Below are 24445 nucleotides of genomic sequence, written 5' to 3'. Positions count from 1 at the left end.
AATGACCCGTTCAAGTTCGCAGAATGCCCCGCGGGGCAAGTCAAATCGCGAAGATTATAGCCCAAGCGATCGGCCCGCCGACGCTGCATCGGGGGATTCTCCCGATGACGGCCCGGCTGCAGGCGCGATGCAACCGCCTGTCGTGCCGTCCGCGGCGGCCGATGAGACGCCGCGCGTCGTCGAAGTGCCGTTGTCGCTCGCGGGCGAACGCCTCGACAAGGCGCTTGCCCAGCTATTCCCCGAATTCTCCCGCAGCCGCCTGCAGAGCTGGATCGAGGCGCAGCGCGTGCTGATCGACGGCGCGCCGGCGAAGATCCGCCAGCCGGTGCCGCTCGGCGCCAGGATCGAGCTCGTGCCCGACCTGCTGCCGGAGCAACTGGCGTTCACGCCGGAGCCGGTGCCGCTCGACGTGATCTACGAGGACGACGCGCTCCTCGTCATCAACAAACCGGCCGGCGTCGTCGTCCATCCCGCCGCCGGCAACTGGAGCGGCACGATTCTCAACGGGCTGCTGCATCGCTACGGCGACGCCGCGGCCGGCCTGCCGCGTGCCGGGATCGTGCACCGGCTCGACAAGGAAACGTCCGGCCTGATGGTGGTCGCACGCACGCTTGCCGCGCAGACCGACCTCGTGCGCCAGTTGCAGGCGCGCACGGTGAAGCGCCGCTATTTCGCGCTCGTCTGGGGCACGATGCCCGAAGACGGCACGATCGACGCGCCGATCGGCCGCGACCCGCGCGAGCGCACGCGCATGGCCGTCGTCACCGGTGCGTCGGGCAAGCCCGCGCGCACCCATTTCCGCACGGTTGACACATGCCTGTGGCAACGTCAGCCGGTGTCCGCGATCCAGTGCGACCTCGAAACCGGCCGCACGCACCAGATCCGCGTGCACTGCGCGCATATCGGGCATCCGCTGCTCGGCGATCCGGTGTACGGGCGCGCGCGCGGCAAGCGCTCGGTCGCGCCGCTGCCGGACGGGTTCGCGCGGCAGGCGCTGCACGCATGGCGGCTCGGCCTCGTGCATCCGCTCACGGGCAAGACGATGCAGTGGCGCTGCCCGTTGCCGGACGACATGAACGCGCTGATCGCGGCCCTCGGTTTCGGGCAGGCTGACGAGGAATTCGACGATGACGACGGCGTCTACGACGATGACGATTTCGCCGGCGAATATCAGGATCACGACGAGGATTACGATGACGAGTCGGATCCGGACGACGAGGAGGAGTGAGTGCCGATGACGAACCTGGCGCCGTTGACGTGGCAGGACTGCGTACAGCCCGACTGGCAGGTGTCACCGCGCGTTCGCGCGCTGATCACGACCCGCGACGGCGGTGTGAGCGACGGTCCTTACGGGCGCTGGCAGGACGGCGCCGAGTTGCCGGGCGGGATGAATCTCGGCTTGCATACCGGTGACGATCCGACCCATGTCGCCGCGAATCGCGCGCGCTTGCTCGCGCTGGCCGGCCAGTCGCGCGCGGCCTGGCTCGAGCAGGTTCACGGCGCGCGGATCGTGCGCGCGGACGAAGTGATCGAGGCCGCGTCGGCTGCCGCGGCGCCCGTGCAGGCCGACGCGAGCGTGACGGACCGTGCGGGCGCGGTCTGTGTCGTGATGATCGCGGATTGCCTGCCGGTGCTGCTGTGCGACGCGCACGGCCGGGCGGTCGGCGCCGCGCACGCAGGCTGGCGCGGGCTCGCGGCCGGCATCATTGAACAGACCGCGGCCCGCGTCGCGGCGCTCGCCGGCGGCGGGGCGGATGAAGTCCATGCGTACCTCGGGCCCGCAATCGGCCCGCAGGCGTTCGAAGTCGGCGCCGACGTGCGCGACGCGTTTCTCGACACGGCTGCGCAGTCGGAGCATGATGAAACGCGGCAAGCGTTCGTCGCGATCGACGGCGCGCCCGGCAAGTTCCTCGCCGACCTCCATGCGCTCGCGCGCCTGCGCCTCGCGCGTGCAGGTGTTGCGCACGTGAGCGGCGGGTCCGCCTGCACGGTCACCGAACAAGCGCGCTTCTATTCATATCGGCGCGACCGCGTGACCGGCCGCATGGCGGCGGCGATCTGGCTGGCCGATTGACGACTGACCGCGCGCTTGCGCGCGTGGTTTGTTGCGCTGCAAAATCGGGTTATCTCGATATTGACGCGGCAATGCGGCGTTGCATGGACAATCGAATGAATAATCCCGAAGTCAAGTCAACCAAAATATTTTATGGTTCGCCGGAAGCCTTGTCCCGCCTGTTGCGCGCGGATTATCTCCGAGCAGAAATGTTCAGTGGTTTGACGCAGGGCTTCACATGGGGAAAACGATAATGATAAAAGTACCGCACTGCGGCAGAATCTGGAGACGCCTCTCCAGAGCATGACGGCCCGGCTCGCACCGGCACGCCGCGCGCGAGCAGGATTTCACGATTGACGCTCACGAATCACCGGTAAGGCAGGTAATGACAGCATCGAAAAATTCGTCGACGTCCGCTCAGGCGGGCACTTCCGCAAGCAGCGCCGGATTCGGCCAGGCGGTCCAGCCGATGCAGCAGATGTTCGAAGCATGGCTGAACGCCTGGCGTGGTTTCGCCGATCCGGCACGCGCCGCAACGGCGGCGACCACCGCGAACCCGTTCGCCGCATTCCAGTTCCCGACCTCGGTTCCGTTCCAGATGCCGTCGATGCCCGATCTGAGCAGCTTCGGCGGTCTGGCGTCGCCGTTCGCGGGGCTGAAGCTGCCGGCGGCCGCGATCTCGCCCGAACGGCTCCAGAAGTTGCAGGCCGACTATGCGCGCGACTGCGTGACGCTGATGCAGCAGGCGGCCGCCGCGACGCTCGAGTCGCCCGAACTGAAGGACCGCCGCTTCAGCTCGGATGCGTGGAAGGCCTCGCCCGCGCATGCGTTCGCGGCGGCGTGGTATCTGCTCAACGCGCGCTACCTGCAGGAACTGGCCGAGGCGCTCGAGACCGATCCGAAGACGCGCGAACGCATTCGTTTCTCCGTCCAGCAATGGACGGCTGCCGCCGCGCCGAGCAACTTCCTCGCGCTCAATCCCGATGCACAGAAGTCGATCCTCGAGACGCAGGGCGAAAGCCTGCGGCAGGGGATGATGAACCTGCTCGGCGACATGCAGCGCGGCAAGATTTCGCAGACCGACGAATCGCAATTCGTGGTCGGCAAGAACCTCGGGTGTACCGAAGGCGCGGTCGTCTACGAGAACGACCTGATCCAGCTGATCCAGTACTCGCCGAAGACGGACAAGGTGTTCGAGCGGCCGCTGCTGATCGTGCCACCGTGCATCAACAAGTTCTACATCCTCGACCTGCAGCCCGAGAATTCGCTCGTCGCGCATGCGCTGTCGAGCGGCCATCAGGTGTTCCTCGTGTCGTGGCGCAACGCCGATGCGTCGGTCGCGCACAAGACGTGGGACGACTACATGAACGAAGGGCTGCTCGCCGCGATCGACGCGGTGCAGCAGGTCAGCGGCCGCGAGCAGATCAACACGCTCGGCTTCTGCGTCGGCGGCACGATGCTCGCGACCGCGCTGGCGGTGCTCGCCGCGCGCGGCGAACATCCGGCCGCGTCGATGACGCTGCTGACCGCGATGCTCGACTTCACCGACACCGGCATCCTCGACGTGTTCGTCGACGAGGCGCACGTGCAGATGCGCGAGCAGACCATCGGCGGCAAGAACGGCACGGCGCCGGGGCTGATGCGCGGCGTCGAGTTCGCGAACACGTTCTCGTTCCTGCGGCCGAACGACCTCGTGTGGAACTACGTCGTCGACAACTACCTGAAGGGCCGCACGCCCGCGGCGTTCGACCTGCTGTACTGGAACAGCGACTCGACGAGCCTGCCCGGTCCGATGTACGCGTGGTACCTGCGCAATACCTATCTCGAGAACAAGCTCCGCGTGCCGGGCGCGCTGACCGTGTGCGGCGAATCCGTCGACCTGTCGCGCATCGACGTGCCGACCTTCATCTACGGGTCGCGCGAGGATCACATCGTGCCGTGGCAGACGGCCTACGCGTCGACGTCGATCCTGACGGGGCCGCTGAAGTTCGTGCTGGGTGCGTCGGGTCACATCGCGGGCGTGATCAATCCGCCGGCGAAGAAGAAGCGCAGCTTCTGGGTCAACGACGGCGACCTGCCCGAATCCGCGGACGACTGGCTTGCCGGGGCGACCGAGCAGCCGGGCAGCTGGTGGGCGACCTGGGTCGAGTGGCTCGACCAGTACGGCGGCCGCAAGGTGGCGCCGCCCGCCAAACCCGGTTCCGCGCAGTTCCCGGTGATCGAGCCGGCGCCGGGCCGTTACGTGTTGCAGCGCGATTGACGAAAGCCGGACAGCAGCGCACGCTGTCCGGTGCACCGCAGTTTTTTTAACAGGGCCGGCAGCGATGCGCCGTGTCGTGCGGGCCTGGAGGAAAGGGAAATGACGGACGTAGTGATCGTATCGGCCGCGCGGACCGCGGTTGGCAAATTCGGCGGCTCGCTTGCGAAGATCGCGGCACCGGAACTGGGCGCGACGGTGATTCGCGCGGTGCTGGAGCGCTCGGGCGTGAAGCCCGAGCAGGTGAGCGAAGTGATCATGGGTCAGGTGCTGGCGGCAGGCTCGGGACAGAACCCGGCGCGTCAGTCGCTGATCAAGGCCGGCCTGCCGAGTGCGGTGCCGGGCATGACGATCAACAAGGTGTGCGGCTCGGGCCTGAAGGCCGTGATGCTGGCGGCGAACGCGATCGCGGCGGGCGACGCGGAGATCGTGATCGCGGGCGGCCAGGAAAACATGAGCGCGGCGCCGCACGTGCTGCCGGGCTCGCGCGACGGGTTCCGGATGGGTGACGCGAAGCTGGTCGACACGATGATCGTCGACGGCCTGTGGGACGTGTACAACCAGTACCACATGGGCATCACGGCGGAGAACGTCGCGAAGGAATACGGGATCACGCGCGACGAGCAGGATGCGTTCGCGGCCCTGTCGCAGAACAAGGCGGAAGCCGCGCAGAAGGCCGGCCGCTTCAACGACGAGATCGTGCCGGTGTCGATTCCGCAGCGCAAGGGCGAGCCGCTGCAGTTCGCGACCGACGAGTTCGTGCGTCACGGCGTGACGGCGGAATCGCTGGCGGGTCTGAAGCCGGCGTTCGCGAAGGAAGGCACGGTGACGGCGGCGAACGCGTCGGGGCTGAACGACGGCGCGGCGGCGGTGCTGGTGATGTCGGCGCAGAAGGCGGCGGCGCTGGGGCTGACGCCGCTGGCGCGGATCAAGGCGTACGCGAATGCGGGCGTGGATCCGAGCGTGATGGGCATGGGGCCGGTGCCGGCATCGCGCCGTTGCCTGGAGCGTGCGGGCTGGACGCCGGGCGACCTGGACCTGATGGAAATCAACGAGGCATTCGCGGCGCAGGCGCTGGCGGTGCACAAGCAGATGGGCTGGGACACGTCGAAGGTGAACGTGAACGGCGGGGCGATCGCGATCGGTCACCCGATCGGCGCGTCGGGCTGCCGGATCCTGGTGACGCTGCTGCACGAGATGGTCAAGCGCGATGCGAAGCGCGGGCTGGCGTCGCTGTGCATCGGCGGCGGGATGGGTGTTGCACTCGCGGTCGAACGTCCGTAACCGGCCGTCCGTCAACGCCAAACCAATCCGTGCGCCGGTCGATTGCGGCTTCGGCCGGCGCCACGTGAAGTCAGAGGGGCCTCCGGCGGCTCTCGAAACCAAAAAATGGAGTGAGATTCATGTCACAGCGAATTGCGTACGTAACGGGCGGGATGGGCGGCATCGGCACCAGCATCTGCCAGCGTCTGTTGAAAGACGGCTTCAAGGTGGTCGCGGGTTGCGGCCCGAACTCGCCGCGCCGTGTGAAATGGATCGAGGACCAGAAGGCGCTCGGCTACGATTTCATCGCGTCGGAAGGCAACGTCGGCGACTGGGACTCGACCAAGGCAGCGTTCGACAAGGTCAAGGCTGAAGTCGGCGAGATCGACGTGCTGGTCAACAACGCGGGCATCACGCGCGACGTCGTGTTCCGCAAGATGACGCACGAAGACTGGACGGCCGTGATCGACACCAACCTGACGAGCCTGTTCAACGTGACGAAGCAGGTGATCGATGGCATGGTCGAGCGCGGCTGGGGCCGGATCATCAACATTTCGTCGGTGAACGGCCAGAAGGGGCAATTCGGCCAGACGAACTACTCGACCGCGAAGGCCGGCATCCACGGTTTCACGATGTCGCTCGCGCAGGAAGTCGCAACGAAGGGCGTGACGGTCAACACCGTTTCGCCCGGCTACATCGGCACCGACATGGTGAAGGCGATCCGTCCGGACGTGCTCGAGAAGATCGTCGCGACGATCCCGGTGCGTCGTCTTGGCGGGCCGGAGGAAATCGGTTCGATCGTCGCGTGGCTCGCGTCGAACGACTCGGGTTTCGCGACGGGCGCCGACTTCTCGCTGAACGGCGGCCTGCACATGGGCTGAACGTCCGGCTGCGCGGGCCGGTTCGGCCGCGCGGCCTGGCGTTTCCGAAAGCCCCCGCCTCCCGGATTCGGGAGGCGGGGATTTGTCACTTGCGCTACGCTGCACTCAAAGGCGTTACATGACTACTACAAAGAAAACGGCCGAGCGGCTCATCAAGAAGTACCCGAACCGCCGGCTCTACGATACCGAGACGAGCACGTACATCACGCTGACCGACGTCAAGCAACTCGTGCTGGAACAAGAGGACTTCAAGGTCGTCGATGCGAAATCCAACGAGGACCTGACGCGCAGCATCCTGCTGCAGATCATCCTCGAGGAGGAGAGTGGCGGCGTGCCGATGTTCTCGTCGTCGATGCTGTCGCAGATCATCCGTTTCTACGGTCATGCGATGCAGGGCATGATGGGCACGTACCTGGAAAAGAACATCCAGGCGTTCATCGACATCCAGAACAAGCTTACCGATCAGTCGAAGAACCTGTACGAAGGCAACGCGATGAATCCGGAAGTCTGGTCGCAGTTCATGAACATGCAGGCGCCGATGATGCAAGGGATGATGACGAGCTACATCGAGCAGTCGAAGAACATGTTCGTGCAGATGCAGGAGCAGATGCAGAACCAGGCGAAGTCGATGTTCAGCACGTTCCCGTTCAAGCAACCGGGCGCGCCGGAGCCGGAGAAGAAGTAACGCTTGCGCGGCAAGCCGGCCGCCGCGGCGCAAGCCGCCGGACGGCCGGTGCCGCGGCGTGCGGCGGTGCGATGCGGCCGATCGTGTGCTCAGGCACGACGATGATTGGTGGCTCACTGCCGCAAGATGTCGCCGACGGTCGTTCTTGATCGTCGGCACCGAATGCCCGTGCCCTCGCGTGCGGCGGGCATGACCGTCGTCCGGTCGATCGAATTCCAACCAGCAGCGAACACAACCGGGACATGTCGTGCCTGACGGCACGCGCTTGAGCTATGGCGGCGCGCTGAAGGCCTCGGCGGGGCGTCGCCATCCGCGACATGCTGGTGCGTAGTTAGCGCCGCTGGATCAGCGCGTAACAAGCGTCCCGGTTCCCGTGAGCGCCGGACGGGATTCGCGGAAGCCCGATTCGGCGGGCTTGCTTACGCTCCCGTTGCGGGGGCATTTTCGCGCAAGGCGGTCCGCACGTCTGCGATTGCCCGCGGCAACGCCGACGTTACCGGACCGGATGGGGTCAGAGTGCCGGGAATCCCGGCTCGTCGTCGTGCGGAGGCAGGTCGAGCACGAGCTTGACGGCGCTGTAGTTGGCCTTGAGCGAAAACACGCGACCGATCACGAGAAACGTCTGCCGCGAATTCTCGAGTTCGACGAAGTCGCCGGGTTGCGGCACATGGGCACCCTGGTCATAGGAAAAGCTGGTGCTGGTCTGCTCATCGATGGCTTCGGTGGCGTGCTCGGTGAATTCGATCGTGATGTGCGTGGTCATGCGAACCCCGTTGGGTAAGTGAAGAGAGCGGATGTCGGGATTTTCGCATGGCGGAGGGGTGGTTTCGGAGCGATTGTCGCGCGGTGGCCAGCGATGATCGTATCGGTCGCTTCATCGCCGCCGGCGTGAAAGGGCACGATCAACAGTCCGCAGTGGCCCGATGCAATCGCGTGCGCCGCATATTGGGGGCGCCATCCGCGGCGTCGCGACCGCCGGTTTTGCCTCGCTGACCCATAAATAGCTGTAAACTCACGCTTTTGCCGCCACGCCCCCACATTCCAGATGTCCCAGTCCCCCAAAGTAGGTTTCGTATCGCTCGGGTGCCCGAAAGCCCTCGTCGACTCCGAACAAATCATCACGCAGCTGCGCGCCGAAGGTTATGAAATCTCCGGCACGTACGACGGCGCCGACCTCGTCGTCGTCAATACCTGCGGTTTCATCGACGAAGCCGTGCAGGAAAGCCTCGATGCGATCGGCGAAGCGCTGACCGAGAACGGCAAGGTGATCGTCACCGGCTGCCTCGGCGCGAAGTCGAGCGCCAGCGGCTCGAACCTCATCGAGGAAGTCCACCCGAAGGTGCTCGCCGTCACCGGCCCGCACGCGGTGGGCGAAGTGATGCAGGCCGTGCATTCGCACCTGCCGAAGCCGCACGACCCGTTCGTCGATCTCGTGCCGGCCGCCGGCATCAAGCTCACGCCGCGCCACTACGCATACCTGAAGATCTCCGAAGGCTGCAACCATCGCTGCACGTTCTGCATCATCCCGTCGATGCGCGGCGATCTCGTGTCGCGTCCGGTCGCCGAAGTGATGCTCGAGGCGGAGAACCTGTTCAAGTCGGGCGTGAAGGAACTGCTCGTGATCTCGCAGGACACGAGCGCGTACGGCGTCGACGTGAAATACCGCACGGGCTTCTGGAACGGCAAGCCGATCAAGACGCGCATGACCGACCTCGTCGCCGCGCTCGGCGAACTCGCCGCGCAGTACGGCGCATGGGTGCGCCTGCACTACGTGTATCCGTATCCGAGCGTCGACGAAGTCATTCCGCTGATGGCCGAAGGCCCGTTCAAGGGCCACGTGCTGCCGTATCTCGACGTGCCGTTCCAGCACGCGCATCCGGAAGTGCTGAAGCGCATGAAGCGCCCGGCCAACGCGGAGAAGGTGCTCGAGCGCGTGCAGAAGTGGCGCGAGATCTGCCCGGACCTGACGATCCGCAGCACGTTCATCGCCGGTTTCCCCGGCGAGACGGAAGAGCAGTTCGAAACGCTGCTCGACTTCATCCGCGAGGCGGAACTCGATCGCGTCGGCTGCTTTGCGTATTCGCCGGTCGAAGGCGCGACCGCGAACGAACTGGACGGCGCGCTGCCGGACGACGTTCGCGAAGCGCGCCGCGCGCGCTTCATGGAAGTCGCCGAGGAAGTGTCGGCGCAGCGCATCCAGCGCAAGGTCGGCAAGACCCTCAAGGTGCTGATCGACGAAGTCAGCGCAGAAGGCGGCATCGGCCGCACGGCGGCGGATGCGCCGGAGATCGACGGCGTCGTCTATGTCGAGCCGGCGACGAAGGCGTCGAAGCGCTACAAGGTCGGCGATTTCGTGTCGGTGAAGATCACGGGCGCGGACGGCCACGACCTGTGGGGCGAGGTTTAAGCGATGACCGCCGCATTTCCGGAGATCCTCGCGCTCGGCGAGGCGATGATCGAATTCAACCAGTCGCAGCCGGGTCGTCCTGAGTTCCTGCAGGGCTTCGGCGGCGACACGTCGAACTTCTGCATCGCCGCGGCGCGCCAGGGCGCGTCGACGGGCTTCGTGTCGGCGATCGGTGACGATCCGTTCGGCCGCTTGCTGACCGGGATGTGGGCGGCGGAGCAGGTCGACACGACCTACGTGCGGATCGACCGCACGGCGCCGACCGGCGTGTATTTCGTCACGCACGGCGCCGACGGCCACCAGTTCGACTATCTGCGCGCGGGCTCCGCGGCGAGCCGCTACACGGTGGCCGACCTGCCGCTCGACGCGCTGGCCGCGGCGAAGGCCGTGCACCTGTCGGGCATCAGCCTCGCGATCAGCGCGGCCGCGTGCGATGCCGCGTTCGCGGCGATCGACCATGCGCGCAGCAACGGCGCGCAGGTCAGCTTCGACACGAACCTGCGCCTGAAGCTGTGGCCGCTGCCGCGCGCCCGTGCGGTGATGCGCGAGGCGCTGCGCCAGACGGACATCTGCCTGCCGAGCTGGGACGACGTCACGGCGCTCACGGGCGCGAACGATCGCGATGCGATCGTCGATGCGATGCTCGAACACGGGCCGCGGGTCGTCGCGCTGAAGCTCGGCAAGGAAGGCGCGTATGTCGCGACCCCGAACGAACGGCGCGTGGTGCCGGGCTTCGCGGTCGAGGCCGTCGACGCGACGGGCGCGGGCGACTGCTTCGGCGGCGCGTTCGTCGCGCGGATCGTCGCGGGCGACGATCCGTTCGCGGCCGCGCGTTATGCGAACGCGGCGGCGGCGCTGTCGACGACGGGCTACGGCGCGGTCGCGCCGATTCCGCACCGCGATGCGGTGGAACGCCTGGTGCAGGGCTGACGCGGATCCCGCACGCCGGCCACGCGACGCACTCATTCGAACCCCGGATGACGGGCGACCTGAACGGGGCGGGCGGCGTGCATGCCGCATCGGCGGCTGCTAAACGCTCGTGACGATGTGCATCGGTGATCAGCAACTCATCGCCGCGTTTGTCGAGCGAATCTGAAGCAAGGGAGCAACACAAGGTGGGTCGATATCTGGAATGGCAACGGGCGCTGGTGATTGCCGGCGCGCTGGCGGCGGGCCTCGCGATGCCTGGCATGGTCGCGGCCCAGGCCGCCGCGCCGGGCGCGCAGCAGGATGAAGCGGCGCCCGTACGGCCGTTGCGGCCGAACCCGGAATTCGCCCGCTTGCCGCGCTATGAGGGCACGCTTGGCGACCGGCCGATCGTCGCGCATCTCGGCCCGAAGACGGACGAGGAAGGCGTGCACGGCGAATACCAGTTCACGGACACGGGCGAGGTGATCCTGCTCGCCGGCGATCGCGACGGCGACACGCTCGAAATCGAGGAATCGAACGACGGCACGAACATCACGGGCGTGTGGATCGGGCGCTTCGATTCGACGGGCGAGCTGAAGGCCGACCGGATGAACTCGGATGAATCGGATCCGCAACCGGTCGTGCTGCGCGCGGCGCCGGGCAAGCGCGCGGCGCTGCAGGTACGCGACGGCCGCGTGCACGAAATCGAGACGGTCGGCGGCATCGTCAACCTGCGCACCGACGACTGAGCGCGCTGGCTCGGTGCGTGCGGCGCGCATTGTACCGGGCCAACCGCGCCGAATTTGGCTAATCTAGCGACACATTCCGCAACCGAACGGCCTTTCCCCCGGCCTCCTGCCATGACTGCATCCACTCCGAAGCGCGCACTCCAGACCCGCATCGTTCAACCCGACGACGTCATTCCGGAAGGCTTCCGTTCGTTCGTGCCGCCGGTTGCGCGTGCGTCGACGGTCGTGTTCCCCGATCTCGCGACGATGCGCGCGCTGGTCTGGCACAACGACAACCAATGGCGCTACGGCCTGCACGCGACCCCGACGTCGCTGGCGCTCGCGCAGCGGCTTGCCGACATCGAGGGCGGCACGCATGCGCTGCTGCAGCCGTCGGGCCTCGCGGCGATCATGAACGTCTATTTCGGGATCGTGAAGGCGGGTGACGACGTGCTGATCCCGCACAACGTCTACGGGCCGAACGCCGATTTCGGCAACTGGCTCGCGAAGGATTTCGGCATCACCGCACGCTTCTACGATCCGCTCGTCGGCGCCGGGATTGCCGACCTGATCCAGCCGAACACGCGGTTGATCTGGATCGAGGCGCCGGGCTCGGTGACGATGGAAGTGCCCGACGTGCGCGCGATTACGACGGTCGCGCAGGCGCGCGGCATCGTCACCGCGATCGACAACACGTATTCGGCCGGGCTCGCGTTCAAGCCGTTCGAGCAGGGCGTCGACATCTCGGTGCAGGCGCTGACCAAGTATCAATCGGGCGGCAGCGACGTGCTGATGGGCGCGACGATCACCGCGAACGCCGAACTGCACGCGCAACTGAAGCTCGCGCGGATGCGCTGCGGGATCGGCGTTTCGGTCGACGATTGCTCGCTCGTGCTGCGCAGCCTGCCGAGCATGCAGGTGCGCTTCGATGCACACAGCAAGAGCGCGCTCGCGCTCGCGCAGTGGCTGAAGGCGCGGCCGGAGATCGCGGCCGTGCTGCATCCGCAGTTGGCCGATTGTCCGGGACACGCGTCGTTCGTGCGCGACTTCACCGGCGCGGGCGGGCTGTTCTCGGTGATATTCGACGAACGCTACAGCAGCGAGCAGATCGATCGTTTCGTCGAGGCGCTCGAACTGTTCGCGATCGGCTGGAGCTGGGGCGGCGCGTGCAGCCTCGCGATGCCTTACGACGTGGCGTCGATGCGTGCGGACTGGCCGCATCGCGGCACGCTGGTGCGCTTCTACGTCGGTCTCGAGGACGAAGCCGACCTGCGCGCGGACATCGAGCGCGCGATGCAGGCTACGCTCGGCTGATAACGAAACCGCAGCGAAAAAAACACAACGCCGGCGCGATGCAACATCGCGCCGGCGTTTTTCATTGGCGGCTTGCGCGATCAGAACAGCCGCAGCAGCCCGTCGAGACCGACATGGTCGAATGCGACGGTGGCCGCACCGCGCACGACGGGCTTCGCGTGGAACGCGATCGACAGCCCGGCTTCGGCCATCATCTTCATGTCGTTCGACCCGTCGCCCATTGCAATCGCGCGGCTCGGCTCGATGCCGAGCGATGCACAGGTCTCGCTCAGCAGGCGCGCCTTCACGTCCGCGTTGACGATCTCGCCGAGCACCTTGCCGGTCAGCTTGCCGTCGACGATCTCGAGCGTGTTCGCATACGCGTAGTCGAGGCCGAGACGTGCCTTCAGGCGCTCGGTGAAGAACGTGAAGCCGCCCGACACGAGCAGCGTCTTCAGGCCCGCGGCCTTCACGCCGGCGAGCATTGTCTCCGCGCCCGGCGACAGCTGCAGCCGTTCCTCGTACACGCGCTCGAGCGCCTGCGCGTCGAGCCCCGCGAGCAGCGCGACGCGGCGTGTGAGGCTTTCGTTGAAGTCGCGGATCTCGCCGCGCATCGCCGCTTCGGTGATCTCCGCGACCTGCGTCTTCAGCCCGCAGAAATCGGCGATCTCGTCGATGCATTCGATCGTGATCAGCGTCGAATCCATGTCCATCACGGCGAGCCCGAAGTCGCCGAGCGTGCGGCCGGCTTCGACGAAGCCGAAGTCGAGCGCATGCGTGCCGCAGTACGCGTCGATGTCGAGACGCTGCGCAGGGTTCGCGTTTTCGATGCGCAGCGCGTGATCGTGGGTCTGCACGATGCGGGCGCCGCGCGACAGCGCGAGCAGCGGTTTGTGATGCGCGTCCGACAGCGGCGCGAGACTCTGGATGACGAGGTTGTGGGTCATGGCGGAATGATTGAAAGCGAATGAAACGCGTGCGCGGCCGGCATGCGGCCGCCTGCGAACGCGGGCCCTGTCCGGCGTCGGGCCGCTGCGCCGCGGACGCGCCATTGTAGCCGGTTGGTATCCGATAGCTATCCGACAGGTATCCGGTTGGTATCCAGTTGCTATCCGGTCGCGGCCGGATTGCCGCGGATGGCCGGCCGGCGCTGCCTCCAGCACCGCCCACAGGATGGCGTTCAGCGTGCGTCCGCGCGATCCCAGTAAGGCGGATCGCCGAAGTGTTCGGCCAGGAACGCGATGAACGCAAGCGTCTTCAGCGGCACGTGCGCGCGGCTCGGATAGACGGCCCAGATCGCGACGTCCTGCGCGAACGGGTAATCGTCGAGCACGGTGACGAGCGTGCCGTTCGCGAGCAGCGGGCCGACGTCCCAGGTCGACTTGATCGCGATGCCGAAGCCGTCGACGAGCGCTTCGCGGATCGCCTCGCCGTTGCTCGCGACGAGTCGGCCGCCGACCCGCACGGTGAGCGGGCCCTGCGGCGTGACGAACGACCAGTCGCGCTGGTCGCCGAGGATCACGCATTCGTGCTGCGCGAGGTCGGCCGGATGGCGCGGCGTCCCGTGTTCGGCGAGATACGCGGGCGAGCAGCACAGCACGCGCCGGTTCGCGGCGAGCTTGCGCGCGACCAGCGTCGAATCCTTCAGCGCGCCGAGGCGGATCGCGACGTCGTAGCCGTCGTCGACGAGATCGACGATTTCGTCGGAGAGCCGCAGGTCCAGCGACACGGACGGGTAGCGGCGCAGGAACGCGGGAATCACGGGCGCGACGTGCTGGCGGCCGAACGACGACGACATCGACACTTTCAGCCGTCCGTACGGCTCGCTGCGGCCGTGGCCGACCGACGCCCGCGCGGCGTCGGCGGCCGACAGCAGCGCTTCGGCCCGGGCCATGAAGACTTCGCCGTCCTGCGTGAGGCTGATGCGGCGGGTGGTGCGGTGCAGCAATCGCGCCCCGAGCTGGCGCTCGAGCTGCGCGATGCGCGCGCTGGCGACCGCGGCCGACACGCCGAACTCGCGCCCGGCCGCCGTCACGTTCGCGAGCAGCGCGGCGCGCACGAACAGGCCGACGTCGAGCAGGTCGAGCGGCTTGTCCGGGGCCGGAATCGGATCGGACCTCATTATTCTGAAATTCCTGAAAATGTTTCAGGAAATATAGCGGTTTTCGCGAAAGATCGGGCGGCCTACGATGGCATGCATGGGGCTGCGCCGCGGCCCGCCCGATTTCCCTGAAGGAGTTTCGTGATGAAAGCCGTTGGACTGACCCGTTACCTGCCGATCGACGACCCGCAGGCACTGCTCGACGTGGAACTGCCGCAACCGGTGCCGGGCCCGCGCGACCTGCTTGTGAAGGTCGAGGCGATTTCCGTGAACCCGGTCGACACCAAGGTGCGCGCGCCGAAGGCGCAGGTCGAGGCGGTGCCGCGCGTGCTCGGCTGGGATGCGGCCGGCACGGTCGTCGCGGTCGGTGCCGAGGTCACGCTGTTTCGGCCCGGCGACGAGGTGTTCTATGCGGGCAGCATCACGCGCCCCGGCGCGAACAGCGAATTCCACGCGGTCGACGAGCGGATCGCCGCACGCAAGCCGCGCACGCTCGATTTCGCGGCGTCGGCCGCGTTGCCGCTCACCGCGCTGACCGCGTGGGAGGCGCTGTTCGACCGGCTGCGCGTGTCGCCGCAGGGCGCGGACGCGGGCAAGTCGGTGCTGATCATCGGCGGCGCGGGCGGGGTGGGGTCGATCGCGATCCAGCTCGCGAAGACGCTCGCCAAGCTGCGCGTGATCGCGACCGCGTCGCGTCCGGCGTCGGCCGAATGGGTGCGCTCGCTCGGCGCGGACGACGTGGTCGATCATTTCGGCGACCTGCCCGCGCAGTTGCGTGACATCGGCCATCCGGACGTCGACTACGTGCTGATCTTCAACGATACGGACCGTCATTTCCCGGCCGCGGCGGAAGTCATCCGGCCGCAGGGCGGCATTTGCACGATCGTCGAGAACGGCAAGCCGGTGCCGGTCGAACTGCTGAAGGCGAAGAGCGCGGCGTTTCACTGGGAATTCATGTTCACGCGCGCGATGTTCGAGACGCCGGACATGATCGAGCAGCACAAGATCCTGAGCGAGGTCGCCCGGCTCGTCGACGGCGGCACGCTGCGCACGACCGTCGGCGAACAGCTCGGCACGATCAACGCGGCGAACGTGCGGCGCGCGCACCAGCTGCTCGAGGCCGGCCGCGCGATCGGCAAGCTGGTGCTGAGCGGCTTCTGAGCCGGCGTCGCGCGTAAGAGGGGCGCAGCGTCGCGAACGCAAGCGGGGTAACACCCGATGCGTTTGCGGCGCATTGCATGCCGCTTGGCGGTAGACTGGCAACGCATCATGCATCGAAAACCGCGCGGCACGCGCGTGCCGCCGCATTACAAGGAGGTCAGCATGAGCCAACGCAGCTTGTCAGTCGCCGCATCGTGGTCGGCCGTGTTCGCGGCGGCGTGCGTCAGCGCGAGCGTATTCGCGGCGCCGCCGGTCAAGGGCAGCCTGAAGGGCGGCGGGACAGGGCAGCTCGAATACACCGTCAAGGTCGACTCGAAGACCTTCGGCAATACGCAGGAGACCCGCAAGATTCGCTCGGGCGAAACGGACGACTTCAACTGGAAGTCGGTGCCGCCGAGCGGCGCGGTCGCGATGCCGGACGGTTGTCCGAACGCCGACAACCTGCCGCGCGACGCGAACGGCGCGATGGTGCGCCAGACCCAGGTGCGGCTCGCGCCGTCGGTCGACGCGAAGGGGATCGCGAACGTGCAGATGAGCTTCCAGGCGGCCGCGCCGAAAGGCACGCGCAACGCGAGCGCGGGCGGCAAGTCGCTGCAATGCCCGGACGTCGTGTCGGTGAGCCAGGTCAAGTGGGTGTCGATTTCGACCAATGGCGGTTCGAAGTCCGTCACGATGAGCGACGGCACCAGGGTGACGGTGTCGATCAAGCGCTGAGCGCTGCGCGCGGGCCGGCGGTGTCCGGTGCGCGCGCAACCAATCGCGATGCGTTGCCGAGCCGCGCGTGACGGTTTCGTGGCGCGCGGCTTCGGGCTTTTCATCGTTTGATGATCGACTTCGTCGAGCCGGGCGTGCGTGACGTCATGCCGGTGTCACGCTATCCTCGCGGCATCCGCCACCTTCTTGCCCGAACGACATTCCATGAAACATCGCATGCGCGCGCTGCTGTCGGCCGCTGCGTTCGTCGCCGCCCATGCGCAGGCGGCCGACGATTGCAGCTTCGCGAAAAAAGTCGAGCTGCCGTCACGACAGCAGACGGCCGTCGTGTCGAGCGGCGCGCTCGAACCGTGCTCGGCGGGCAGCTATGCGGTGCGCGTGTATTCGACCGCGCATGCCGCGCCCGGCTTCGATACGGACGACTACGTGACGGGCGTGCTGCATGCGCGCGACGGCACCGTCGCCGATGCGTTCACGGCCGATCTCGGCGCACGTGCGCCGCAGGCGCTCGTCGTCACGACGCGCTCGGCCGGCAGCGGCGGTTATGTCGGTGCACAGGCCTATGTGACGACGCCGCGCGCGGTGCGGCTCGTCGCGTCGGTGGACGGGCTTGCGCCCGACGCCGACGTGACGGCCGCGTTGCGTCAGGCCCTCGGAAAACGCCGCGCCGCCCGCTGACCGCCCGCCGCGCGAAGGCCGCGTGCGTGGCGGCATGCGCGCGTCACTGCGCGCGCTCCTCGAGCCGCGACGCGAGAAAGCGGTGGTCGGCCGAGAACAGCCGGCGATACGTCATCAGCACCGCGCCGACGGTACCGAGCGCGGACGCCGCGGCGATCAGGAACATGATCACGATCTGGTAGCGCACCGCCTGCAGCGGCGACTGGCCGGCCAGCACCTGGCCCGTCATCATCCCCGGCAGGCTCACGACGCCGACCACGGCCATCTGGTTGAGCGTCGGCAGCATGCCCGCGCGCACGGCCTGGCGCGCGGCGTCCTGCGCGGCTTCCCAGCGCGTTGCGCCGAGCGCGAGTGCGGTCTCGACGCGGTCGCGCCGCGCGGTCAGTTCCTCCATCATCCGTTCGACGCCGAGCGACACGCCCGTCAGCGTATTGCCGAGGATCATCCCGAGGATCGGGATCGCATATTGCGGCGCGTACCACGGATGAATTCGGATCACGACGAACAGCCCGATCGCCGCGACGAACCAGCTGCTGAACCAGATCGATGCGATGCTGTCGACGCGTTGTCCGCGATATGCATGCTTGCCGCGACCGGCGCCCGCCAAGCCGGCGATCAACGTCATCAGCGCGGTGATCGGCAGCACGACGCTCCAGTGCGGGTGGCCGAACACCCAGCCGAGCACGTAGCCGATCGCGAGCAGCTGCACGACGGTGCGCACCGCGGCGAGCGCGAGCTTGCGCCCGAGGCCGAGCGACAGCGCGGCCGAGATCGCGCCGTTGACCGCGACGAGCGCGGCGGCGATACCGACGTCGACGAGACTCAGGTCCTGCAGTGACGGGCTCATTGCGCCGCCTGCGTCGCGCGCGCGGTGTGCAGCACGCCGGCCTGCATCACGAGCCGCATCGTGCCGATTCGTGCGACCTGCGCCGGATCGTGCGAGATCCACATGTACGCGCGCGCGTCGGGCGCCGCGTCGAACCAGGCGCCGACGAGCGCTTCGATCGCGCGTGTCGAATCGGGGTCGAGCGCGGACGTCGGCTCGTCGAGCAGCAGTACGTCGGGGTCGAGCTGCAGCACGCGCAGCAGCGCGGCGATCTGCGCTTCGCCGCCCGACAATTCGCTCGCACGCTTGTCGAGAAAGTCGGCGCCGCGACCCGCGCGCGCCGCGAGCGCTTCGGCGCGCGCGCGGTCGAACGTCGCGTCGCGATAGATCGCGAGCGAGTACGGGTAGCGCAATTGCGCTTCGACGGTACCGTCCATCTGCGCGGGCCGCTGGCGCACGTACGCAACACGGCGCCGGTAGCCCGGAATCGCGCCGCGCCGGATGCGTTTGCCGCGCCACAGGATGTGACCGCCGTCGAGCGGATCGAGCAACGCGAGCGCGCGCAGCAGCACGCTCTTGCCGGAACCCGACGCTCCGGTAATAGCAATTCGCGATCCCGCGGCGAGGCTGAAGTCGGTCGGCGTCAGCAATGTCTTGCCGCGGCTGGCGTCGCGGCGCGTGATCTGTTGCGCATCGATGAGACCGGTGGGGGCTGTCATGTCACAAATGAAAAAAAGCGTTAATGGCGCCGAAGCGTTGCCGCAGCGTGCGCCATAATACCGATTGAAAGCCGCCGGTGTCGTGTTCCGTTCACTCACGCGAGGGGCCCGACATGGCGCGCAAACTCTGCAGAACAACAACGGAACCGCCATGACGCTAGCCCGAGCCATCGGCAAATCGGCTGCATGGACCGTCGGTATCGTCGCACTGATCATCGCGGCCACCGGCGTCTTTATTTTCACGTTCGATTGGAACCGCGCGAAACCGTGGGTCAACGAACATGTGAGTACCGCACTTGGCCGTTCGTTTGCGATCAACGGCGATCTCAAGGTCGACTGGCGACGCCCGCAAGGCGAGACCGGCTGGCGCGCCTGGGTGCCTTGGCCGCGGTTCTCGACCACGCAGCTCGAGATCGGCAACCCCGATTGGGCGAAGGGCCCAAAGTTCGTCACGCTCGACGCCGCCCACTTCGATCTCGCGATTCTCCCGCTCTTCGCGCACCAGATCGTCGTTCCGTCGATCGACGTCGTCAATCCCGCGGTCGACCTCGAGCGGCTCGCCGACGGCCGCAACACGTGGACCTTCGAGTTCAAGCAATCGGGGCAGCCGTCGGCCTGGAAGCTGCGGCTCGACAGCTTCGGGTTCGCGAAGGGGACCATCGTCTATCGCGACGCGATCACCAAGGCCGATCTCACGATCGCCGTTGATACGCTTGGTCATCCGATTCCGATCGGCGACGTGCTGAAGGAGCAGGAACAGACTTCGCGCGCGGCGTCGGCAGAGCGCGTCGGCAAGCACGGGGCCGCGCAATTGAGCGCGAAGGCGAATGCCGAGGGCGCATCGGGTGCATCGGCGGCGCAGGGCGCGAGCGCGGCGTCGACGCCGGTGGCCGCATCGGGGGCGGCGTCCGCTTCCGCGGCGACGCCGGTTTCCTCCGCATCGACGGCCGTGCCGGCATCCGGCGCCGCGGTGCCCGCGAAGCCGTCGGAGCCGACGTATGCGTTCGGCCTCAAGGTCGACGGCCGCTACAAGAACGTGCCGATCAACGGTACAGGCAAGGTGGGCGGCGTGCTGGCGGTCGAGAACGCAACGCAGCCGTTCCCGCTGCAGGCCGACGTGAAGGCCGGCGATACGCGGCTCGCGCTCGTCGGCACGCTGACCGATCCGAGGCATCTCGCGGCGCTCGACCTGCGGTTGTGGCTGCAGGGCACGTCGATGTCGCACCTCTACCAGCTCACCGGCATCACGCTGCCCGACACGCCGCCGTATGCGACCGAAGGGCGGCTGATCGGCAACTTCAATCCGCCCGCGAGCACGTTCCGCTACGAGAACTTCAACGGCCGCGTGGGCAGCAGTGATCTGCGCGGCACGCTCACCTGGGCGCAGCGTCAGCCGCGGCCGAAGCTGTCGGGCGAAGTCGTGTCGAACCTGCTGCAGTTCTCCGACCTCGCGCCGGTGATCGGCGCCGACTCGGCCGCGAGCAAGGCGAAGCGCGGCGACACGACGCGCCAGCCGCCGGACCGCGTGCTGCCGGTCGCGGCGTTCCGCACCGAGCGCTGGAGCGCGATCGACGCGGACGTGAAATTCACCGGCCGCAAGCTGATCAAGAGCCCGCAGTTGCCGATCACCAACCTCTACACGCACATCCTGCTGCAGGACGGCGTGCTGACGCTCGAGCCGCTGCAATTCGGCGTCGCGGGCGGCACGCTCTCGACGAATGCGCATCTTGACGGCAGCCGCACGCCGCTCAAGGGCCGCTTCACGCTGAGCGCGCGCCACCTGAAGCTCAAGCAGCTGTTCCCGACGCAGAAGGTGATGCAGACCGCGCTCGGCGAGATCAACGGCGACGCGTCGCTGTCGGCGACCGGCAACTCGCCGGCCGCGCTCGCCGCGACGTCGACCGGCGAAGTGAAGGCGCTCATCACGGACGGCCGCATCAGCCTCCTACTGATGGAGGCGGCGGGCCTGAACGTCGCGAACGTCGTCTACGAGAAGCTGTTCGGCACCCGCGACGTGAACATCAATTGCGCGGCGTTCGATTTCGTCGCGAATGACGGCATGCTCGACCCGAAAGTCTTCGCGCTCGATACGGACGATGCGCTGATCAACGTCGACGGCCCGATCAACCTGCGCGACGAATCGATCGACCTGAAGATCCATCCGCACACGAAGGGTTTCCGGATCTTCTCGCTGCGCTCGCCGCTGTATGCGAAGGGCACGTTCAAGAACCCGAAGGTCGGTGTCGAGGCGGGCGCGCTCGCGCTGCGCGCCGGCGCGATGGTCGGGCTCGGGCTGATCAACCCGTTCGCGGCGCTGATTCCGCTGATCGCGCCGAGCAACAACCGCGACGTGCCGTGTTCGCAGCTGTTCGGGCAGATGAAGGCCAAGGCGGCGCAGAAAGAAGCGGCGAAAGCCGGCAAGTGACCCGCGACGGCGGTGCGGCATGCGGCACGGCTGCGCGCTGGCCGGCCGCGCTCGTTGCCACGCCGGGCATGGTCGCTCCGTTTGGTTCCGTCACCGTCGCGCCGTGTCTCCCGCGGCCGCTGCTCAGCGGCGGGCGCGCACCCAGACGAGTACCGCGTCAACCTGCCGGCCGCTGATGACGACGGGCCCGGCGGTGCCGAGTTGCAGCCGGTCGCCGTCGATACCGACAACGCGCTGCTGGACGTTGCCGATCCAGTTCGGATACAGGCTCACGTCCATTTCATGGGTCAGCGTGCCGTTGTCGTCGACGTTAAAAGGGCCTGAATACGCGATGTAGCCGTGCGCCGCGGCGGCGCGTTCCTCGGCGCTGCCGCCCTGCAGGTCGCCGTCCGCATAAGGGGGCCGGCCGGGCGCCATCAACTGCGCGGACATGTAGCCGTCCGGCGTGTACAGGATCCAGCCGCGCGCGTCGCGGCCGAGCGGGTAGGTGATGGTGCCGCCGTCGCGCGGGCGGATTTCGTACGAAACGAGGCGCCATGCGCCGACGAGTTGATCGCGAAGCTGGCTGGTTGGCATGCGGGGTTCCGGTGTGACGGCGAGGGTGCGTATGCCGTCGTGTTGACGGGACAGCTCGGCACCGGCCAACGACCGTATCACGGGGGCCGCAGCGGTGCGGTCGGCAGTTTCTCCGACACCTGCTAAAATACACGGTTTTCCGTCGATTTCTCTCTTACGGGACCTGCCGTGCTTTCTACTGCCAACATCACGATGCAATTCGGGCCGAAGCCCTTGTTCGAGAATATCTCGGTCAAATTCGGCGAGGGCAACCGCTATGGTCTGATCGGCGCGAACGGCTGTGGCAAGTCGACCTTCATGAAGATCCTCGGCGGCGACCTCGAGCCGAGCGGCGGCAACGTCGCGCTGGAGCCGAACGTGCGTCTCGGCAAGCTGCGCCAGGACCAGTTCGCGTATGAAGACGTGCGCGTGCTCGACGTCGTGATGATGGGTCACACCGAGATGTGGGCCGCGATGACCGAGCGCGACGCGATCTACGCGAACCCGGAAGCCACCGACGACGACTACATGCACGCGGCCGAGCTCGAAGGCAAGTTCGCCGAATACGGCGGCTACGACGCCGAGGCGCGCGCGGGCGCGCTGCTGCTCGGCATCGGCATCGAGGAGAAGTTCCACACCGGCACGATGGCCGACGTCGCGCCGGGCTGGAAGCTGCGCGTGCTGCTCGCGCAGGCGCTGTTCTCGAAGCCGGATGTGCTGCTGCTCGACGAACCGACCAACAACCTCGACATCAACTCGATCCGTTGGCTCGAGCAAACGCTCAACGAGTACAACTCGACGATGATCATCATCTCGCACGATCGTCACTTCCTGAACTCGGTGTGCACGCACATGGCCGACATGGACTTCGGCACGCTGAAGGTCTGGCCGGGCAACTACGACGACTACATGCTGGCATCGGCACAGGCGCGCGAGCGCCAGGCTGCGGCGAACACGCGGGCGAAGGAACGTGTGGCCGAGCTGCAGGACTTCGTGCGCCGCTTCTCGGCGAACAAGTCGAAGGCTCGCCAGGCAACGAGCCGCGCGAAGCAGATCGACAAGATCAAGATCGAGGAATTCAAGCCGTCGTCGCGTCAGAACCCGTTCATCCGCTTCGAGTTCGAGAAGAAGCTGCACAACGTCGCGGTGGTTGCCGAAGACATCACGAAGAAGTACGAGCGCACGATCTTCCAGAACTTCAACCTGTCGGTGCAGCCGGGCGAGCGCATCGCGATCATCGGCGAGAACGGCGCGGGCAAGACGACGCTGCTGCGTTCGCTGCTCGGCGCGCTCTCGCTCGATCACGGCACGGTGAAGTGGTCCGAGAACGCGAATGTCGGCTACATGCCGCAGGATACGTACGAGGAGTTCCCGAATGACATCACGCTGATGGACTGGATCGACCAGTACCGCAAGGACGGCGATGACGAGACGATGGTGCGCGGCACGCTGGGCCGCCTGCTGTTTTCGTCGGACGACATCAAGAAGTCGGTGAAGGTGCTGTCGGGCGGCGAGAAGGGCCGCATGATCTGGGGCAAGCTGATGCTCGGCCGCCACAACGTGCTGCTGATGGACGAGCCGACCAACCACATGGACATGGAATCGATCGAGTCGCTGCAGATCGCGCTCGAGCAGTTCGAAGGCACGCTGATCTTCGTGTCGCACGACCGCGAGTTCGTGAGCGGGCTGGCGAACCGGATCATCGAAGTGCGCACGGACGGCACGCTGTTCGACTTCGGCGGCAATTACGAGGAATTCCTGACGAGTCAGGGGCAGGAGTAAAACCGCTGGTTTGTCCCAAGACCGCCCTTCATGTGTCCCGGATTGTCCCACGGAATTGTCCCGTTGGGACAGCGTATGATCAGCTAGTAGTGACTTTGAAGGGCGTTTGCCTAAGCAAGACTGCGAGCAAATGTAGAACCCACATTGACGAGTGTCGGTGTGGGTTCGCGCTTTCAGAGGGCGCGCGCTCACGCCTATTGGGCGTTTGCATATGTTGCCGCGAGGAGGAATGAGTGAGTCAGTCAACGTCTCGTTTGGATGAAGTTGAACTGCTGCAAAACATCCTTGTATCTCACGCTACTAATGGCCCGGCTTACGACGGTGACTATGTGACGCTACGAGCATCGCTATTGGCTCAGTCGGAGCATGCGGCGCTTATTCCAAAGTTTGTCCGAACATGTAGGGACCTCAGCCAGTTCTGGCAGTTCATCAAACACAAGTTTCCAACCTATGCGGAGCGGCGCTCATATATTTGGGATGAGTTTAGACCCCTATTAGAGCGAATAGAGGGCTCTGGGTCGGGTCCGGTGGACCACGCGGTCGCTATTGCAATTGAGAAATTTGATGCTGAGCATCTGCAGATGGCGTGGCGGAAGTCGCTGGAGCGGAGAGAATCGGACCCAGAGGGGGCCATTACGATGGCTCGCACACTACTTGAATCTACGTGTAAGCACATCTTGGATGAGCTTGAGGTCGGCTATGGTGAATCGCCTGAATTGCCGGAGCTTTACCGTCTGACCTCGAAAGCATTGAATCTGGCCCCTAGCCAGCATACCGAGGGTATTTTCAAACAGATTCTTGGTGGTTGCCAGTCAGTGGTTGAGGGGCTGGGTGCTCTACGGAACCGCTTGAGCGATGCGCACGGTACAGGAAGGCGCGCAATCAAGCCAGCTCCGAGACATGCTGAACTTGCGGTCAATCTCTCGGGAGCCCTTGCTCTTTACCTCTTGGAGACGTTCCTGGTAAACAACACAAGGTTAAACCAAGGCTAAGTTAAGAGTACAGATT

Annotated in this window: 23 protein-coding genes; 17 read left to right on the top strand and 6 right to left on the bottom strand. The window is 66.4% G+C overall.

The window, feature by feature from the left end; all coding sequences use genetic code 11:
- Nucleotide 1 precedes the first annotated feature (1 nt).
- The 7 genes from LMA02_RS09100 to phaR all read left to right on the top strand — a co-directional run bounded on the left by LMA02_RS09100 (nt 2) and on the right by phaR (nt 7139).
- Nucleotides 2–1228 carry an RluA family pseudouridine synthase gene (locus LMA02_RS09100; protein WP_228904423.1) on the top strand — a complete coding sequence of 409 codons (1227 nt, stop codon included), beginning with the start codon at nt 2–4 and terminating at the stop codon, nt 1226–1228.
- Nucleotides 1229–1234: 6 nt separating this feature from the next.
- Nucleotides 1235–2074 carry a peptidoglycan editing factor PgeF gene (pgeF, locus tag LMA02_RS09095; protein WP_228904422.1) on the top strand — a complete coding sequence of 280 codons (840 nt, stop codon included), beginning with the start codon at nt 1235–1237 and terminating at the stop codon, nt 2072–2074.
- A 95-nt stretch (nt 2075–2169) separates the two neighbouring features.
- Nucleotides 2170–2307 carry a hypothetical protein gene (locus LMA02_RS09090; protein ID WP_228904421.1) on the top strand — a complete coding sequence of 46 codons (138 nt, stop codon included), beginning with the start codon at nt 2170–2172 and terminating at the stop codon, nt 2305–2307.
- A gap of 131 nt (nt 2308–2438) precedes the next feature.
- Nucleotides 2439–4313, top strand: coding sequence for a class I poly(R)-hydroxyalkanoic acid synthase (phaC, locus tag LMA02_RS09085; RefSeq protein ID WP_228904420.1), 1875 nt, complete (start codon nt 2439–2441; stop codon nt 4311–4313).
- 99 nt (nt 4314–4412) lie between these two features.
- Complete coding sequence (locus tag LMA02_RS09080) at nt 4413–5594, top strand: acetyl-CoA C-acetyltransferase (RefSeq protein ID WP_166723199.1); 1182 nt, start codon at nt 4413–4415, stop codon at nt 5592–5594.
- A 119-nt stretch (nt 5595–5713) separates the two neighbouring features.
- Nucleotides 5714–6454, top strand: coding sequence for a 3-ketoacyl-ACP reductase (locus LMA02_RS09075; RefSeq protein ID WP_006754348.1), 741 nt, complete (start codon nt 5714–5716; stop codon nt 6452–6454).
- A gap of 118 nt (nt 6455–6572) precedes the next feature.
- The gene (gene phaR, locus LMA02_RS09070; RefSeq protein WP_228904418.1) at nt 6573–7139 is read left to right on the top strand and encodes a polyhydroxyalkanoate synthesis repressor PhaR; all 567 of its coding nucleotides are present in this window, start codon (nt 6573–6575) and stop codon (nt 7137–7139) included.
- A gap of 511 nt (nt 7140–7650) precedes the next feature.
- Here the strand turns inward: phaR and LMA02_RS09065 are convergent.
- Complete coding sequence (locus LMA02_RS09065; protein ID WP_006754350.1) at nt 7651–7902, bottom strand: hypothetical protein; 252 nt, start codon at nt 7900–7902, stop codon at nt 7651–7653.
- 282 nt (nt 7903–8184) lie between these two features.
- Here LMA02_RS09065 and rimO point away from each other — a divergent pair, with 282 nt between their 5' ends.
- From rimO to LMA02_RS09045, 4 genes are all read left to right on the top strand, one after another.
- Nucleotides 8185–9546, top strand: a complete 1362-nt coding sequence (rimO, locus tag LMA02_RS09060) for a 30S ribosomal protein S12 methylthiotransferase RimO (RefSeq protein ID WP_006754352.1) — start codon at nt 8185–8187, stop codon at nt 9544–9546.
- Between the two features lie 3 nt (nt 9547–9549).
- Nucleotides 9550–10476, top strand: a complete 927-nt coding sequence (locus LMA02_RS09055; protein ID WP_228904416.1) for a sugar kinase — start codon at nt 9550–9552, stop codon at nt 10474–10476.
- A 185-nt stretch (nt 10477–10661) separates the two neighbouring features.
- Nucleotides 10662–11204: a hypothetical protein gene (locus tag LMA02_RS09050; RefSeq protein WP_228904413.1), complete on the top strand. Its 543-nt coding sequence runs from the start codon at nt 10662–10664 to the stop codon at nt 11202–11204.
- Between the two features lie 111 nt (nt 11205–11315).
- Nucleotides 11316–12497 carry a cystathionine beta-lyase gene (locus LMA02_RS09045; protein WP_228904410.1) on the top strand — a complete coding sequence of 394 codons (1182 nt, stop codon included), beginning with the start codon at nt 11316–11318 and terminating at the stop codon, nt 12495–12497.
- An 80-nt stretch (nt 12498–12577) separates the two neighbouring features.
- On the opposite strand, the gene serB is transcribed toward LMA02_RS09045, so the two are convergent.
- Entirely contained in the window at nt 12578–13423 is an 846-nt protein-coding gene (gene serB / locus LMA02_RS09040; protein ID WP_228904409.1) for a phosphoserine phosphatase SerB, read from the bottom strand.
- A gap of 233 nt (nt 13424–13656) precedes the next feature.
- Nucleotides 13657–14598, bottom strand: coding sequence for a LysR family transcriptional regulator (locus tag LMA02_RS09035; RefSeq protein ID WP_228904407.1), 942 nt, complete (start codon nt 14596–14598; stop codon nt 13657–13659).
- Between the two features lie 123 nt (nt 14599–14721).
- Between LMA02_RS09035 and LMA02_RS09030 the strand changes: the two genes are divergently transcribed.
- The 3 genes from LMA02_RS09030 (at nt 14722) to LMA02_RS09020 (ending at nt 17130) form a co-directional block, all read left to right on the top strand.
- A complete protein-coding gene (locus tag LMA02_RS09030) occupies nt 14722–15738 on the top strand; it encodes a zinc-binding alcohol dehydrogenase family protein (RefSeq protein ID WP_228904405.1) in 1017 nt (338 codons plus the stop codon).
- Between the two features lie 162 nt (nt 15739–15900).
- A complete protein-coding gene (locus LMA02_RS09025; RefSeq protein WP_006754360.1) occupies nt 15901–16452 on the top strand; it encodes a DUF6013 family protein in 552 nt (183 codons plus the stop codon).
- Nucleotides 16453–16656: 204 nt separating this feature from the next.
- Entirely contained in the window at nt 16657–17130 is a 474-nt protein-coding gene (locus LMA02_RS09020; RefSeq protein WP_228904404.1) for a PliI family lysozyme inhibitor of I-type lysozyme, read from the top strand.
- A gap of 43 nt (nt 17131–17173) precedes the next feature.
- Here LMA02_RS09020 and LMA02_RS09015 read toward each other — a convergent pair whose 3' ends face one another.
- Entirely contained in the window at nt 17174–17977 is an 804-nt protein-coding gene (locus LMA02_RS09015) for an ABC transporter permease (protein ID WP_228904403.1), read from the bottom strand.
- Nucleotides 17974–18675 (bottom strand): ABC transporter ATP-binding protein, encoded by a 702-nt coding sequence (locus tag LMA02_RS09010; RefSeq protein WP_228904402.1) that lies wholly within the window; start codon nt 18673–18675, stop codon nt 17974–17976. The genes LMA02_RS09015 and LMA02_RS09010 overlap by 4 nt, the downstream gene beginning before the upstream one ends.
- 151 nt (nt 18676–18826) lie before the next feature.
- Between LMA02_RS09010 and LMA02_RS09005 the strand changes: the two genes are divergently transcribed.
- Nucleotides 18827–21100 carry an AsmA family protein gene (locus tag LMA02_RS09005; RefSeq protein WP_228904401.1) on the top strand — a complete coding sequence of 758 codons (2274 nt, stop codon included), beginning with the start codon at nt 18827–18829 and terminating at the stop codon, nt 21098–21100.
- A 123-nt stretch (nt 21101–21223) separates the two neighbouring features.
- Here LMA02_RS09005 and LMA02_RS09000 read toward each other — a convergent pair whose 3' ends face one another.
- Nucleotides 21224–21676, bottom strand: a complete 453-nt coding sequence (locus tag LMA02_RS09000; RefSeq protein ID WP_228904399.1) for a lipocalin-like domain-containing protein — start codon at nt 21674–21676, stop codon at nt 21224–21226.
- A gap of 168 nt (nt 21677–21844) precedes the next feature.
- Between LMA02_RS09000 and LMA02_RS08995 the strand changes: the two genes are divergently transcribed.
- Nucleotides 21845–23437 (top strand): ABC-F family ATPase, encoded by a 1593-nt coding sequence (locus tag LMA02_RS08995; protein ID WP_228904397.1) that lies wholly within the window; start codon nt 21845–21847, stop codon nt 23435–23437.
- Between the two features lie 233 nt (nt 23438–23670).
- The gene (locus tag LMA02_RS08990) at nt 23671–24429 is read left to right on the top strand and encodes an abortive infection family protein (protein ID WP_228904395.1); all 759 of its coding nucleotides are present in this window, start codon (nt 23671–23673) and stop codon (nt 24427–24429) included.
- Nucleotides 24430–24445 lie beyond the last annotated feature (16 nt).

Origin of the sequence: Burkholderia sp. B21-005 (assembly GCF_020843965.1) — a bacterium.
Classification (GTDB): Bacteria; Pseudomonadota; Gammaproteobacteria; order Burkholderiales; family Burkholderiaceae; genus Burkholderia; species Burkholderia ambifaria.
Note: the sequence above shows the minus strand (reverse complement) of the source record. Positions and strands in the feature narration are given on the sequence as shown.